The 14797-nt window shown below is 70.0% G+C and carries 15 protein-coding genes; 6 read left to right on the top strand and 9 right to left on the bottom strand.

The genetic code is table 11. The features are described from left to right. Positions 1-70 precede the first annotated feature (70 nt). Positions 71-712: an HdeD family acid-resistance protein gene (locus BJ963_RS05395; RefSeq protein WP_179455130.1), complete on the bottom strand. Its 642-nt coding sequence runs from the start codon at positions 710-712 to the stop codon at positions 71-73. Between the two features lie 384 nt (positions 713-1096). On the opposite strand from BJ963_RS05395, the gene BJ963_RS05390 reads away from it, so the two are divergent. Beyond that, positions 1097-1489 carry a carboxymuconolactone decarboxylase family protein gene (locus BJ963_RS05390; protein WP_179455127.1) on the top strand — a complete coding sequence of 131 codons (393 nt, stop codon included), beginning with the start codon at positions 1097-1099 and terminating at the stop codon, positions 1487-1489. Between the two features lie 30 nt (positions 1490-1519). On the opposite strand, the gene BJ963_RS05385 is transcribed toward BJ963_RS05390, so the two are convergent. Further along, positions 1520-2191, bottom strand: a complete 672-nt coding sequence (locus BJ963_RS05385) for a class I SAM-dependent methyltransferase (protein ID WP_343037230.1) — start codon at positions 2189-2191, stop codon at positions 1520-1522. Positions 2192-2396: 205 nt separating this feature from the next. Next, positions 2397-3011, bottom strand: a complete 615-nt coding sequence (locus BJ963_RS05380) for an N-acyl homoserine lactonase family protein (protein WP_179455126.1) — start codon at positions 3009-3011, stop codon at positions 2397-2399. Between the two features lie 214 nt (positions 3012-3225). Between BJ963_RS05380 and BJ963_RS05375 the strand changes: the two genes are divergently transcribed. Together BJ963_RS05375 and cls are read left to right on the top strand one after the other, a co-directional pair. Beyond that, on the top strand, positions 3226-5556 hold the full coding sequence (locus BJ963_RS05375; protein ID WP_179458037.1) for a HelD family protein: 2331 nt from the start codon (positions 3226-3228) through the stop codon (positions 5554-5556). 84 nt (positions 5557-5640) lie between these two features. Beyond that, positions 5641-7113 carry a cardiolipin synthase gene (gene cls, locus BJ963_RS05370; RefSeq protein WP_179455125.1) on the top strand — a complete coding sequence of 491 codons (1473 nt, stop codon included), beginning with the start codon at positions 5641-5643 and terminating at the stop codon, positions 7111-7113. A 57-nt stretch (positions 7114-7170) separates the two neighbouring features. Here the strand turns inward: cls and BJ963_RS05365 are convergent, their stop codons facing one another. After that, entirely contained in the window at positions 7171-7575 is a 405-nt protein-coding gene (locus BJ963_RS05365; RefSeq protein ID WP_179455124.1) for a hypothetical protein, read from the bottom strand. A gap of 135 nt (positions 7576-7710) precedes the next feature. Between BJ963_RS05365 and BJ963_RS05360 the strand changes: the two genes are divergently transcribed. Next, on the top strand, positions 7711-8352 hold the full coding sequence (locus tag BJ963_RS05360) for a GNAT family N-acetyltransferase (RefSeq protein ID WP_179455123.1): 642 nt from the start codon (positions 7711-7713) through the stop codon (positions 8350-8352). A gap of 31 nt (positions 8353-8383) precedes the next feature. Here BJ963_RS05360 and BJ963_RS05355 read toward each other — a convergent pair whose 3' ends face one another. The 3 genes from BJ963_RS05355 to BJ963_RS05345 all read right to left on the bottom strand — a co-directional run bounded on the left by BJ963_RS05355 (position 8384) and on the right by BJ963_RS05345 (position 10460). Beyond that, entirely contained in the window at positions 8384-8827 is a 444-nt protein-coding gene (locus tag BJ963_RS05355; protein WP_089910874.1) for a VOC family protein, read from the bottom strand. A gap of 89 nt (positions 8828-8916) precedes the next feature. Further along, positions 8917-10134, bottom strand: coding sequence for a DUF6596 domain-containing protein (locus tag BJ963_RS05350; protein ID WP_179455122.1), 1218 nt, complete (start codon positions 10132-10134; stop codon positions 8917-8919). Next, a complete protein-coding gene (locus tag BJ963_RS05345) occupies positions 10131-10460 on the bottom strand; it encodes a YciI family protein (RefSeq protein WP_089910877.1) in 330 nt (109 codons plus the stop codon). Before BJ963_RS05345 ends, BJ963_RS05350 begins: the two co-directional genes overlap by 4 nt. Before the next feature lie 209 nt (positions 10461-10669). On the opposite strand from BJ963_RS05345, the gene BJ963_RS05340 reads away from it, so the two are divergent. Beyond that, positions 10670-11341, top strand: coding sequence for a GAP family protein (locus tag BJ963_RS05340; protein WP_179455120.1), 672 nt, complete (start codon positions 10670-10672; stop codon positions 11339-11341). A 27-nt stretch (positions 11342-11368) separates the two neighbouring features. On the opposite strand, the gene BJ963_RS05335 is transcribed toward BJ963_RS05340, so the two are convergent. Further along, positions 11369-12232 (bottom strand): alpha/beta hydrolase-fold protein, encoded by an 864-nt coding sequence (locus BJ963_RS05335; RefSeq protein ID WP_179455118.1) that lies wholly within the window; start codon positions 12230-12232, stop codon positions 11369-11371. After that, positions 12229-12792, bottom strand: coding sequence for a P-loop NTPase family protein (locus BJ963_RS05330; protein WP_179455116.1), 564 nt, complete (start codon positions 12790-12792; stop codon positions 12229-12231). The genes BJ963_RS05335 and BJ963_RS05330 overlap by 4 nt, the downstream gene beginning before the upstream one ends. 171 nt (positions 12793-12963) lie before the next feature. Here BJ963_RS05330 and BJ963_RS05325 point away from each other — a divergent pair, with 171 nt between their 5' ends. Then, on the top strand, positions 12964-14628 hold the full coding sequence (locus BJ963_RS05325; RefSeq protein WP_179455114.1) for a SulP family inorganic anion transporter: 1665 nt from the start codon (positions 12964-12966) through the stop codon (positions 14626-14628). Positions 14629-14797 lie beyond the last annotated feature (169 nt).

Here is a 14797-nt window from a genome sequence, read left to right as displayed (position 1 = left end):
GCCGAATGTGCGTTCTGGGCGCGTTTTTCCGCACATTCGTGCCGAAACTAGCGCGCTGGATCGTATACGATCAGGCGACGCGCGGGGTGGCGGCAGGGGAGTCGGTCTCCTTGAGCACCTCGCGGCCGAACGTGAACGCCCGCACGATTCCGATGACGCCGAGGACGATCAGCGAGAAGGCCGCGAAGAACAGCAGGAACACCGCGGACGACGCCGGCAGCACCAGCACGACGATCCCGGCGATGATGCTGAGGATGCCGAACGCGATGGCCCATCCGGACGACGCGGCCCGGCCGGCTTCGGCCAGCGCCATGACGCCGTCGATGATCCAGCCGACGCCGATGAACGCAATGGCGAAGATCACCAGTGTGACGGCCGCGGCGGTCACGTTCTTCAGGGCGACGATTCCCGCGAAGATGAGCAGGACTCCGAGAATGATGTTGAGTGCTCGGGAGCCGCCGCGCATCCCGCGGCTGAAGATGCCGATCCCGAGACGCATCACGCCCGCGACCAGGAAGTAGATCCCCAGGAAGATCGCCAGCACCGACAACGTCTTCTCGGGCCAGAACAGCAGGACGATGCCGAGGATCAGCGCAACGGCGCCGCTGACGCCGAGCGCCGTGCGGATGGCGTTGATGGCGGAACGGGTCATCTGCCGGGCGTCCAGCGAGAATTCGTGCAGCAGCGGGTCGGTCGGATCTGTAGCGCTCATCGCGTCATCCCTTCGAGAGAGGCGGCCGTTCTCCTGGCCGTTCGCTGCTGACACTAGCGCGCCGTGTGGGCGGTGTCAGGAGTACGGATGCGCCGTGTCGCTGTCCCATTCCGGCTCCGCGGGATCGTTCAGCGCGCGCACTCGTGCGATTGCCCGGTGTCGCCCTTGCCGTGCCGGCTCGAGGCTCCTCCGTGGAGCGGGCGCACGGAACGGGGCGAAGTCGTTCATCCTGCCTACTTAGCGCAACGAGGTTGCGTTAAATAGCGCAATGGTGTTTCATTAACCCCATGACATCGGCGAACCCTTCCCGGCAGACTTCCCCGACGTCGTCTCCTGACCGCCTCGCATAGCTGCAACCCCTCACCCCAACACAAGGAGATCACAATGTCCGAATCCATCGATCGCGACTACGCAGCCGCGCTCAACGAAGCCGAGAAGCTCCTCGGCTTCCGGCTCGAGCGCTTCCTCGAGACCGCCGCTTCCGAGCCGGAGAACGCCGAAGACTTCAAACGGATCGCCACCATCCAGGCGTTCGGAGACGCCTGGCCCCGCACCGACCACCTCGACACGCGCACCCGCGCGCTCGTGTCAGTGACCATCGCGGCGTCCCTCGGCGTCCTCGAACCGCTCCGCGGACAGCTGCGCATAGCGCTGAAAAGCGGAGCGACCAAGGAGGAGATCGTGGAGGTCTTCATCCAGATCGCGGCCTACGCCGGCGTTGCCCGCGCCTTCGAGGGCTACGGCATCGCGGCTGAGGTCTTCGCCGAGCAGGCCTGAGCAAGCAGGCGGATCATTGAGGGGGAGTCGTCATCCGTCCTCAGCAGCCGCGCCGCGTGTGGGGGAGAGGTATGCATTCTGCGTGACGCGGGAAGGCGGCGCGCCCAGCCGACGTCGTGCCACAATCGCGCCTTGGGGACGGGCGCCGGTTTCTGTCCGCTCATAGGTCTCAACGACCTCGAATCCAGCAGACTCCAGTTCGGAGGCGAGCGACAGCGGAGGCCATCGGTAGGCGTCGACCACGGCGTGCGGAAACCTCTCCAAAGTCGGCCATGTGAAGAACCCAATGAGGAGACCGCCGCCGGGGCGCAGGACGCGAGCGAACTCCCGCAGTGGCGTATGGATGTCCTCCGGCTCGTAATGGATAAGCGAGTACCAGGAGAGCACGCCACCGGCCGAGGATGGCTCAGCGTCAAGCTCCTCCAGGCTCTCGATGTCGAACCGCATCCCCGGATAACTGTCGCGAGCCCGAGCGATGAACTCGGGCACCACGTCGACACCGCGCACATCGATGCCTCGTGCGGCGAGATGGTTCGTCCAATGCCCGGGCCCACAGCCCGCGTCGATGACCAGACCCGTCAGCCCGTCAGCCCACGCCGAGACTCGATTCAGGTCGGCGCGATGCACCGGGTCCATCGAGCCGAACAGCTCGATGTACTCCGTTGACCGACGCGAGTACGCATTCGCCACTGAACTCTGCACGCGACGAGCATATGAGCGCACCGTTCTGCGCACATGGACCTGGTCGCCGCGCCCGAGGAACTCGCGTCGGTCATGCGCTGATAATGCACATTATGTCAGGTTGAAGAGGGCAAACCTCGCGTCTGTACACGCCGCACCTCGCTCACGATCGGAAACGAGCAGCCGAGGCGACAGGTGCCGCCGCACGTCTCCCCTGGTCACCGCGTCACGCGGACCACGGCTCCGCCGTGTGGGCGAGCCACACCTGCTGCGGGTCGAGCGAGCGGATGAGGAGCTGGCCTTCGGTCTCCGGGGCGTCGAGTTCGCCGAACCAGACGGCCGTGTCGCCGGCGATGACGATCGGGCGCTCCCCTGTCTCCACCGCGACGATCTGCGAGCCGCGGGTGTGCCCGGGTGCAGGCACGAGCCGGATGCCGGGCAGCAGTTCCCATTCGCCGTCGACCGGCGCGTACTCGACGCCGGGCGCATCCACCCACTCCCGGATCGTGTAGTCGTCCTGGGTGCGGGCATCCTCGAGTTCCGTGCGCTGCACATGGATCGGGCGGCCCGGAAAGAGGTGGTTGCCGCCGCAGTGGTCGAAATGCAGGTGCGTGTTGACGACCGCGGTGATGCTGTCGAGATCGACGTCCGAGTTGTCGCTCAGTGGCTCCAGCTGCGGGTCCATGTCGGCGACGGCGGGGTGCAGGGCGGTCAGCCCGGTGTCGACCAGGATGCGGCCGTCCGGGTGCTCGATGAGGTGGACGAACACCGGAAGCCGCTCGTCCTCCCCCACCAGAAGGCTGGCGACGCGGACCGGAGTGACGGTGACGGACGGTGTCATGCCGTCACAGTACCGTGATCGGGCACAAAAAATGCGAGGAATATCAGCTCGCAATTCCAGAATATATCACGCCAGGGGGCTTGCCGCAAGAGGCCCCCTGCCGGGCAGAATGCAGTCTCGCAACCGATACCCACGGGACGGCAGGCGCGGTGCGATGAGCACCGTCGTCGTCCCGGTGACGTTCCCCTCCCCCGTTTCCCTCGATTGGATCGCGATGACCCGTGCCCTCCCGACCCCCTTCTGCCTCGATGCACATCCGGCCAAGGCCGCACCCGAGCTGATCGACGACGACGTGCGCCGGTTCGCCCGGATCGAGGCACGCCTGGCAGCCGAGCGCGAGGAGGTCGGCGGGCGCCTCGCCGAGCTGCTGGCGACACCCGGCGGCAACGGGCAGGAGGCGTACGAGCGCGAGGTGGAGATCGTCCGGCTGAACCGGCGGTCACGGTTGCTGCGCCGGTTCGGGGCCGACCTCTGCGTCGGGCGGGTGGTGACCGGCACGGAAACGATCTACATCGGTCGCGTGGGCTTGGCGGACGCCGACGGCGAGCGGCTGCTGGTCGACTGGCGCACCCCGGCGGCCGAGGCGTTCTTCGGTGCCACGCTCGCGCATCCGATGGGGCTGACCTCCCGGCGCCGCTATCGCTGGAGCGACCGGTGTGTGACGGACTATTGGGATGAGACGTTCACGGAGTCCGCCGCTTCCTCCCCCGCGGCGCTCGACGACCAGTCCGCCTTCATCGCCAGCCTCGGTGCGAGTCGCACGCCCCGGATGCGGGATGTGCTGGGCACCATCCAAGCGGACCAGGATGCGATCATCCGGGCCGACGGGCAGGGCGTCCTCGTGGTCGACGGCGGACCGGGCACGGGAAAGACGGTGGTCGCGCTGCACCGCGCCGCCTACCTCCTCTACTCCGAGCCGCGGCTGCAGGGCGGGCACGGGGGCGCGCTGTTCGTCGGTCCGTCGCACGCCTACACGGACTATGTCGCCGACATCCTGCCGGGCCTCGGCGAGGAGGGCGTGCGCACCTGCACGCTCACCGACCTCGTGCCGGAGGGCGGACAAGCCGTGCCGGAGCCGGACCGCCACGTCGGGCTGCTTAAGGGCGACCGCCGGATGCCCGGGGCCGTCGAGGCCGCGATCAGGCTCGCCGAGCGCCCGCCATCGCGTCCGACCGTGCTCGACACTCCGTGGGGCGAGCTCCGTATCGGTCAGAGGGAGTGGGCCGAGGCGCTCGGCGCGGCGGACCCGGCCGCGCCGCACAACGACGCTCGGGCGGAGATCTGGGAGGCGCTGCTCGACATCCTCGTCGACATCGTCTCGACCCGGAACGGCGAGGGCGACACTGGGCGTGCCGGCCGGTGGAGCGACGCGGGCTGGGGCGACGCGGGATGGGACGACGCGGCAACCGCCGCCCGGGAAGACGACGCCCCGCGCTGGGGGTTCGACGACGAGGAGGAGTTCGACGCCTACGGGCAGGCCGGCGGACGGAGGGACGCCGACGCGATCCGTCGAGCGCTGACCGACGACACCGACCTCCCTGCGGTGTTCGACACGGTGTGGCCGCTCCTCGACCCGGCTGCGATCGTCCGGAGGCTGTGGAGCTCCCCCGCCCTGCTGCTGCGCTGCGCGCCGTGGCTGACCACCGACCAGGCCGCACTGCTCCAGAGATCGCCGTCCGACCCGTGGACGGTGTCCGACCTCCCGCTGCTCGATGCGGCCCTGCAGCGCGCGGGCGATCCCGAACGGGATCGCCGCCGCCGCGCGGACGCAGCGCGGGCGGCCGCCGACCGTGCGGTGATGGACGATGTCATCCACGACCTCATCGCGACCGACGACTCCGACCTCAAGACGATGTCCATGCTGCGCGGTCAGGACCTCCGCAGTGCGCTGGACACGAACAACGGCCCGGCCGCGTCATCGACGGAGCTGCTCGCCGGCCCGTTCGCGCACATCATCGTGGACGAGGCGCAGGAGCTGACGCCGGCGGAGTGGGCGATGGTCACCCGGCGCGTTCCTTCGCACAGCATCACGGTCGTCGGCGATCGTGCGCAGGCCCGGCACGGTTTCCCGGAGAGCTGGACCGAGCGCCTCGCCGAGGTCGGGCTGCCGGGCGCGACGGTGGCGACGCTGTCCGTCAACTACCGGACACCGGTCGCCGTCATGGAGCACGCGGCGCCGGTGATCCGCGCCGTGCTGCCCGACGCCAACGTGCCCACATCGGTCCGCGACAACGGCATCCCCGTGCGGGATGCGCCGGCGACCGACCGCGACCGCATCCTCCGCGAGTGGCTCGATGCCCACGCCGAGGGGACCGCCTGCGTCATCGGCGACGACGCCTACGCGGGGACGCCGCGCGTCCGATCGCTCAGCGCCGTCGAGGCGAAGGGGCTCGAATTCGACCTCGTGCTCCTCGTGGAATCCGGTCAACGTCATCGCGGCATCCCGCGCGATCGCGCGACGGACATCGAGTCGGCGGTCGACCGCTACGTGGCCATGACGCGGACGACCGGCGAACTCGTCATCCTGGATCCGTCCGACCACTGACTTCCCGCCCCGCTCCCCCGCTGCGATACTTCGGACGACCATCCGGCCGGCCGCCGTGCCGGCCCGGATCAGGAAGGCGGCCGAATGAACGGTGATCAGCTCTCGTTGCTCGGCGGCATCCTGATCCTCGCCGACCTCGCCATCCGCATCGCGGCCCTCATCATCGTGCCGCGCGACCGGAAGCCGACGGCTGCGATGGCGTGGCTGCTGGCGATCTTCCTCATCCCGTTCATCGGCATCCTGCTGTTCCTGCTCATCGGCAATCCTCGTCTGCCGAAGAAGCGGCGAGAGAAGCAGGATGAGCTGAACCGCATCATCACGGACCGCGCGCAGGGCATCGAGCTCGTCGACGGGCGCGGCTCCTGGCCGGACTGGTTCGCGTCGCTCGTGCGGCAGAACCGCGCGCTCGGCGCCCTTCCGGCGGTGGGCGGCAACGCGGCGACGCTGATCGGCGACTACCGCGCGTCGATCGACGCGATGACCGCGGATATCGAGAGGGCCGCACATTTCGTCCACGTCGAGTTCTTCATCGTGTCGTGGGATGCGACGACGAGGCCGTTCTTTGCGGCGATGGAACGCGCGGTGCAGCGCGGGGTGACCGTGCGTCTCCTCGCCGACTACGTGGCCTCCCGCCGGGCGGTCGACAGCGACAAGACCTTCGCCGAGCTCGACCGCATCGGCGTGACGTGGAGCTGGATGCTCCCGGTCCGCCCGTTCTCCGGCGAATACCAGCGGCCCGATCTGCGCAACCACCGCAAGCTCGTGGTCGTCGACGGCCTCGTCGCCCACATGGGGTCGCAGAACCTCATCGACCGCAGCTACAACACCCCCAAGAACCTGAAGCGCGGCCTGCAGTGGCAGGAGCTGATGACACGGATCACCGGGCCGGTCGTCGCCGAGACGAACGCCGTGTTCCTCTCCGACTGGTACCTCGAGACCGGCGAGCTGCTCGGCGCGGATGCGCAGGTGAGGGCCGTGGATGTGCCTGCCGACCCCTCCCCCGACGCGCTCGTCTGCCAGGTGGTCCCGAGCGGACCGGGATACGGCGAGGAGAACAACCTGCGCCAGTTCCTGACGCTGGTCACGTCGGCACAGCGGAAGGTCATCATCACGAGCCCCTACTTCGTGCCCGACGAGGCGATGATGTATGCCATCACGACGGCGTGCCAGCGGGGGCTTGAGGTGCAGCTCTTCGTCTCCGAGGTCGGCGACCAGGGCGCTGTGTGGCACGCACAACGGTCGTACTACGAGCCGCTGCTGCGCGCGGGTGTGCAGATCTGGCTGTACCCGGCGCCGTACATCCTGCACTCGAAGCACCTCTCGATCGACGACGACGTCGCCGTGATCGGATCGAGCAACATGGACATCCGTTCGTTCGCGCTGAACTCGGAGGTGACGCTGCTCGTGCACGGCCGGTCGTTCGTCGAGCAGATGCGGGCTGTCGAGCAGGGCTCCCGCGACGCCGGCAGGCAGCTGACGCTCGAGGAGTGGAAGCGGGAGCCGAGGTCGGCCACCTTCCTGGACGGGGTCGCCCGGCTCACCTCCGCGCTGCAGTAGGCGCGACCTCCGCCGGGTGCCGCGCTCCACGGCGTGCGCGTGCGGGAAAGTTCGACATCAGACGTCCGTTCCGAGGGCCTGGACAAGTCGCCGTGCCAGCGCCCGCACCTCCTCGTCGCGCCAGGTCAGCGAGCGCTTGCCGTCGTCTGAGACCGGAACGATCGGGAGGTCGGTGGTGCCGGTGTCGACTCGCACCTCCAGGATGATGGCCAGACTGACCTGCGGATATGGCGGGGACGACCGGGTCTCGCCGACGGACACGGCGTGGACGGCAGATGCCGGCAGGTCCCAGAACACCTCTCCCCCGCGTCCGACGAAACCGACGCGTCCCGCATCCACGACCACGGCGTATTCGATCGGGAGGCGAACTCCGCCGAGAGACCGGATCGCGCGAGCGGTAGTGGGGAATCGGACAGCGCGCACCGCCGAGTCGGGCGGGAAGCGGGCCGTCAGATCGGACACCCTCGAATACTAGAGGAAGCCGTCGCGCCTGCGTCCGCGCTATGAACGACTGGTGGCGCTCTCAGGCGAGGACCGGGGTCTCGCAGCCGCGTCATCGACTCGCGCCGTAGCGTCGCATCCGAGAGGAGGCGGCCGATGATCGCCCTGTCGCACGATCCGTCGGGTGGACGGCTGCTGGCGTCCCTCCGCGCGCTGCGCGAGCCTCCAGTCCTCCGTGCGCCGGTCGTCGCGCGCGAGCTGCGGACACCGCGCCTGCTGCTCCGCCCGTATCGGCTGACGGACGCCGCCGACTGGATGCGGATCGAGGCGGACGCGAGGATCCGGTGCGGACTCGGCTGGCCGCTCCGCACGGAAAGGGAAGCGCTCCGGCACCTCCGGGATCGCACTCGCCATGTGTCGCTCTCGGTGCCCGGCGACCTCCTCGTGCTCGCGGTCGAACGCGATGGCCACGTCATCGGCGACGTCTCCCTGCATCTGCGGACGACCGCGGCGGAGACGCGGACGGCGGAGATCGGCTGGCTGCAGCTGACCAGCGCGTGTGGCCACGGCTACGCCACGGAGGCGGCGAGGGCGATGCTCGGGCTCGCCTTCCGCGAGCTGCGAGCCGCGATCGTGACGGCTGTGATCGACCGCACGAACGAGACGTCCGCCGCCCTCGCGGCGCGCCTCGGCTTTATTGCCGCGCACGAGACCGGTCGGCGGGTGACCGTCGTGCTGACGGCGGTGAGCGCCGGAATTCCCGAGGTGCCGACCGCTCGACTCCGCCAGGGGACCTAGCGCCCGGCGAGTCGGCGGATCGCCGTACTGCTCAGTCGCCGGCGGGCGTCAGCTTCTGCGCGAGCATCAGCAGGATGCCGCTCGGGCCGCGCAGGTAGGTGAGCTTGTAGATGTCCTCGTACGTGGCGACGCCGCGGAGCGGGTGGTAGCCGTGCCGCGCGGCGATCGCCAGGGACTCGTCGATGTCGTCGACGGAGAACGCGACGCGGTGCATCCCGATCTCGTTCGGGAGCGTCGGACGGGTCGCGATCGCATCCGGGTGCAGGTACTCGAAGAACTCCAGACGGCCGTGGCCGTCCGGGGTCTGCAGAACCGCGATCTTGGCGTGGTTGCCGTCGAGGCCGACGGCCGTGTCCGCCCACTCCCCGCTGACCGTGTCGCGGCCGAGCACGGTGAGGCCGAGGTCGGTGAAGAAGGCGATCGCCGCTTCGATGTCGTCCACGGCGATGCCGACGTTGTCCAGGGCGATGGGCATGGGGACGTCTCCTCGGGAGGTCGATCGGTGGGATGCGGATGTCGCGCCATGGTACCGGGGTGCGGATGGAGATTCGGGCGCCGTGGAGGTCAGGTCGAGAGCCGGGCCAGCTGGCGGGTCAGGTAGGCGCGCTCGGCCGAGTTCTCGGTGAGCGCCCGTGCGGCTTCGTACGCGGCGCGCGCATCCACCTCCCGTCCCAGCCGCACGAGCAGGCTCGCCCGCGCCGCGTGGAACGGGTGGTAGCCCGACAGCTGCGGATCGAGCGCGTCCACGAGGGCCAGACCGGCCGCCGGACCGTCCCTCTCCCCGACGGCGACCGCGCGGTTCAGCCGGACGATGGGCGACGGGTCCAGCACGACCAGCTGGTCGTACAGCGCGACGACCTGCGACCAGTCCGGCGCCACGCCGTCGGTGTGCACGGCGTTGATCGCGGCGAGAAGCTGGTACCGGCCAGGCGGCTGACCGGAGGCCAGCCGCCCGCGCACCAGCGCGTGGCCCTCGGCGATCAGCGACGCATCCCATGTGGCGCGGTCCTGCTCCCCCAGCGGCACGAGCTCGCCGGCCGAGGAGACGCAGGCATCGCTGCGCGCCTCGATCAGCAGCATCAGCGCCAGCATCCCGGTCGCCTCGCCGTCGTCGGGCAGCAGCTCGTGGACGAGGCGGGCGAGCCGGATCGCCTCCCGCGTGAGCTCCCGCCGCACGGGGGCGGTGTCGGGTCCGGAGGCGAGGTATCCCTCGTTGAAGATGAGGAACAGCACCGTGAGCACCCCGGCCACGCGCCGCGGCAGATCCTCCGACGTCGGTAGGCGATACGGGATGTTCGCCGCGGCGATCTTCGCCTTGGCCCGGGTGATGCGCGCGCCCATCGTGGTGTCCTGGACGAGGAACGCGCGGGCGATCTCCGGCACGCTGAGGCCGCCGACCATGCGCAGCGTGAGCGCGATGCGCGCCTCCGGGGCCAGAGCCGGATGACAGCAGGTGAAGATCAGCCGCAGCCGGTCGTCGTCGACCGGGCCGACGGGCTCCGGCCGGGTGTCGTGCACGAGGTGCGCCTCCCTGTGACGGGCGTCGCGGGTGCTCTCGCGGCGGATGCGATCGATCGCCTTGCGCGTGGCGGTGGTAGTGAGCCAGGCGCCGGGATTCGGGGGGATGCCGTCCGCCGGCCACCGCTCGGCGGCGGTCGCGTAGGCCTCCGCGGCCGACTCCTCGGCGAGGTCGAGGCTGCCGAACCGTTTCGCGAGGGTGGCGACCACCCGGGCCCACTCGTCGCGGTGGGCCTGGGTGAGGGCGTCGTTCGCGGTGGTCACACGACGAGAAGGGGTCGCACCTCGAGCCGGCGGTTGCAGGCCCTCGAGCCCTCCGCCATCAGCGCGAGGGCGACATCCAGGTCGGGTGCTTCGATGAGCCAGAAGCCGGCCGCCCACTCCTTCGCCTCGACGAACGGGCCGTCGGTGAAGACCGGTTCGTCGCCGCGGCCGTCGATGACGGTCGAGACGGACGGATCGGCGAGTCCACCGGCGAACACCCAGTGGCCGCCGGCGCGCAGCGTGTCGTTGAAGGCGTCGATGGCGACCGCCTCCTCCTCAGTGCCCGAATTGCTTCGGCTGTCGATGACGTTCACGAGATACTGCATGCGCCTATCCTCTCCCTGCTGCGTTCCGCCCATCCTGGTGCGGGCGGTGTCACCCCTGCGACGAACGCGTGCGGCGTGTTTCGACAGCGGGTCGCCTCGCAGCGGCGCATTTCTTCCGGCTAGCTGCGGCGACCCCGCATCCCCCACACTGTGGAGCAACGGCGCGTGGCACCCTCCGTCCGACGACGCGCCGGGAAGGCGGGAGATCCATGGGACCGGTGATCGGCGACGTCATCCCCCTCGCGCTCGGTGTGGCGATCAGCCCCATCCCCATCATCGCGGCGATCCTCATGCTGCTCTCCCCCAGAGCGCGGGGAACGAGCGTCGGCTTCCTCGTCGGCTGGGTGGTCGGCATCGTCGTCGCGGTCGTCGTGTTCACCCTCCTCTCCGCGGTGCTCCCCCGCGGCGACGCGGACCAGTCCAAGCCGATCGCGGGAACGATCACGATCGTCCTCGGCCTGCTGCTGCTCGTGCTCGCGGTCCGGCAGTGGCGCTCCCGGCCCGCGCCCGGCGCCGATCCGGAGCTGCCGAAGTGGATGGCGGCCATCGACACGCTGACGGCCGGCCGTGCGCTCGGGCTGGGGTTCCTGCTCTCCGCCCTCAACCCGAAGAACCTCCTGATGGGAGCGGCCGCGGGCGTCGCCATCGAGTCGGATGCGGACACGACGGCCGAGTCCGTCGTCGCCGTGATCGTGTACACCGTGATCGCGGCATCCACCGTTGCGGTCCCGGTCATCGCCTACCTGGCCGCCTCGGGGCGGATGGCCCGGCCGCTCGACGCCCTCCGCACGTGGCTGCTCCACAACAACGCCACCATCATGGCGGTGCTGCTCCTGGTGATCGGCGTCGTGCTGATCGGCAAGGGGCTCGGACGGTTCTGACCTCCGCGGCTCGGCACCGCCCGTTCCTCAGTGCGGCAGGACCGTAGACGGCTGACCCGCCGGCCTCCACAGCCAGCGGAGCGCATCGGGCAGCAGGACTCCCCCGTGATTCGCGCTGTGGCCGCCGTCGCCGACGACCAGACGCATGTCGTATCCCGCCTCGGCGAGGGCGGCCGCGACGCGCAGGTTCTCGGCGAACCAGTTGCCCGTCCGCTCGTTCCAGCCGAGATCGCGGTGCGCGGCCTGCAGCAGGATGCGCAGCGGCCGCGGCGGCTCGCTTGCGAGCAGGGCGGGATACGGATTGCCGCCGGGCATCTGCGCGAAGCTGGCGTTGAAGGCGATCACCCGGCCGAACCGGTCCGGCCGCGACCAGGCCGCCGTGAACGCTGCGTTTCCACCCGAGCTCCCGCCGCAGATGCCCCGGTCGGCGGCGCGCTGGGAAAGCAGATGATGCTCTCCCACCGCCGGGAGGACCTCCTCCGCCAGGAAGTCGGCGTAGCGGGCGTCGAAGGCGTCGTATTCCCGGTTGCGGTTCTTCTCGCCGTCCTCCCTGATCCCGGGGTCGACGAAGACCCCGATCAGCGGTGGGATCGCTCCCTGATGGACGAGGTTGTCCAGGACGACGCCGCCGCGAACATCACCGTCCGGGTCCAGGTACCACCACCCATCGTTGAACACCATGACGCGAGCGGGGGCATTCGGGTCGACCGCCTGCGGGACATGGACCCAGATGCTGCGGCGGGTGCCGGGGAAGCTGCTCGCACCCTGCAGCTCGAGACGAGTCGTGGCCCCCGCGGGGACGTCGTCCCGGCGTGACGAGTCCGGACCGGGGAGGTAGTGGACGTCGCCCTGGTCGACGGGAAGCGAGCGGTACGGAACGTCCGTCGTCACGGCTGGCCGCCTCCCCAGCGCTGCGCCGTCGCATCGGACGGAATCCAGCCCGCAGCGCGGAGAACGTCGATCGCGACCTCCTCCGGCGTCCGTCCCGTCGTGTCGATGCGCACGACGCTCGCGGGGGCGTCCGCCTCCAGCCGGACCGCGGCGGCCGCGCTGCGCGCGAGGTGCGCGTTGAGGGATGCGCCGCGCTCGCGCTGCGTCAACCTCACCCTGACCGCCTCGTCACTCCCCTGCAGGAGGACCGCAGTGACCTCCGCGTCGTCCCCGAGCGCAGCGTGCAGCTGCGGGATCGTGACCGGCGCCGCGGTGTTCGTGTAGACGACCCTGCGGTATCCCAGCGCCCAGTAGTTGGACCACATGGCGGCGAGGTTGCGCTCGGCGAGCTCCGCCTCCGGGTAGGTGGTCCACGGCGCCGGATGCGCCAGATCGAGGTTGTCGCCCTCGATGATCGCGTGTGCGACGTCGGCAGCGGACAGGAGGTCGTGAATGGCCAGAGCGACGGTCGACTTCCCGACGCCGGAGCGGCCGCCGATCAGCAGCGCGGACGTCGTCATCGGCTGGGCCACCGCGTCCCGCCAGCCGGCGCCGGGGTGATCGTGGTCTCCGGTTCGAGCGCAGCGGTGGTCGGCACCCTGGGAATCTACCCCAGCCGCTGGCCCTGGCGCGCATCCACCCGCCCAACTGCTGTCCAGCCGTGAGCGCCCGCCGTCGCTACCCTGTGGCCTGTGCGCGCCAAGAAGCGACGGCTGCGTCGCCGTGACATCGTCAAGGACGCCATCGCCGGGATCGTCCTCGGCATCGAGAGCGTGCCGGACGGCCTCGCGTCCGGACTGCTCGCGGGCGTCAATCCGCTCGCCGGCCTCTACGCCTACCTGTACGGGATGGTCGGAGCGGCGGTGCTCACCAGCAGCACGTTCATGGCGGTGCAGGCGACCGGCGCGATGGCCCTCGTCATCCAGGATGCGGACCTCGCGTCACGGCCCGACCCGGACCGGGCGCTCTTCACGCTCGCCCTGCTGACCGGGCTGGTGATGTGCATCGCCGGGCTTCTGAAGGGCGGCCGGCTGATCCGCTTCGTCCCGGCCGACGTCATGACCGGGTTCATCACGGCGGTGGGCGTCAACATCGTCCTCGGCCAGCTGTCGGCCTTCACCGGGTACTCCGGCGAAGGCGCCAACCGGGTGACGCGCTCGATCGACTTGCTGAAGCACATCCCGCAGTGGAGCATCCCGACCGTTGTGGTCGGCGCGGTCACGATCCTGACCATCGTCGTCCTGCAGCGGACGCCCGTCGGCGGGTTCGGACTCGTGATCGCCGTGGTGCTCGGATCGCTGACGGCCGCCCTGCTCAACCTGTGGGTGGATGCCCCCGTGCCACTGCTCGGCGACATCGTCGCGGTGCCGGCCGGGCTGCCGCTTCCGACGCTCCCGTCGATCGAGGACATCCCGTACCTGCTCATCCCCGCGGTATCGCTGGCGCTCGTCGGACTCATCCAGGGCGCAGGCGTGTCCGCGGGCATCCCGACGGCGAGCGGACGCCCGGCGAACTCATCACGCGACTTCATCGGGCAGGGCGTCGGCAACATCGTCTCCGGGCTGTTCCGCGGCATGCCGGTCGGCGGCTCGATGTCGGGCTCCGCGCTGCTGGTCGCCGCCGGCGCACGGTCGAAGCTCGCGCTGTTCGTCGCCGGCGCGACCATGGCGCTCGTGATCGTGTTCGCATCGGGCATCGTCGCGCTCACGGCGATGCCGGCGCTCGCCGGGCTGCTCATCATGATCGGCTTCGCCGCGATCAAGCCGAGCCGCGTCTACTCCGTGGTCAGGAGCGGCGTGCTGCCGACCGCGGTCATGACGGTCACCTTCGTGCTGACCCTGGTCATCCCGCTGCAGTTCGCCGTGCTGGCCGGTGTCGGCCTGGGCATCATCCTGTTCGTCGCCCGCCAGTCGAACCGCCTGCGGGTGCGGCAGGTGCACCTCGACGAGAGCGGCCGGATGCGGGAGTCGGACCCGCCCGCCACCGTCGGCGCGCGGCAGGTCATCGTGCTGCAGCCGTACGGGAGCCTGTTCTTCGCGAGCGCCCCGTCCTTCGAACGGCAACTGCCGAGCGTCGACGACGCGACGGCCGGCTCGGTGGTGATCATCCGGTTGCGCGGAACGGACGAGCTCGATCTCGCCCTCATCGACTCCCTCCGCCGCTATGCGCGCAGCCTGGCCGCATCCGGGTCCCGGCTGAAACTGGTCGTCAGCGAGCTCGCCGTGCATCGGCAACTGGACGCCAGCGGCCTCCTCGACGAACTGGGCGAGGAGAACGTCTACCAGGGCACCGAGTGGATCGGCACAGCCGTCCACCAAGCCTGGTCCGACGCCCGGCGCACCGTCGCCCGCGACTGACCCCACCGTCGAGTACGCACAAACTGCACGCTTTCGCACGCCACGGTGTGCAATTTGTGCGTACTCGACGGTGGGGGGCAGGTAGGCGTCGGCTCCCGTCGCCTTCCGGAGGCGGTGAGAAGGTCCATGCGCTCAGCTTCGCACGCCGGAGCGGTGTTCCCGCTGCGAT

Origin of the sequence: Leifsonia soli, from assembly GCF_013408745.1 — a bacterium.
GTDB classification, from domain to species: Bacteria; Actinomycetota; Actinomycetes; order Actinomycetales; family Microbacteriaceae; genus Leifsonia; species Leifsonia soli.
Note: the sequence above shows the minus strand (reverse complement) of the source record. Positions and strands in the feature narration are given on the sequence as shown.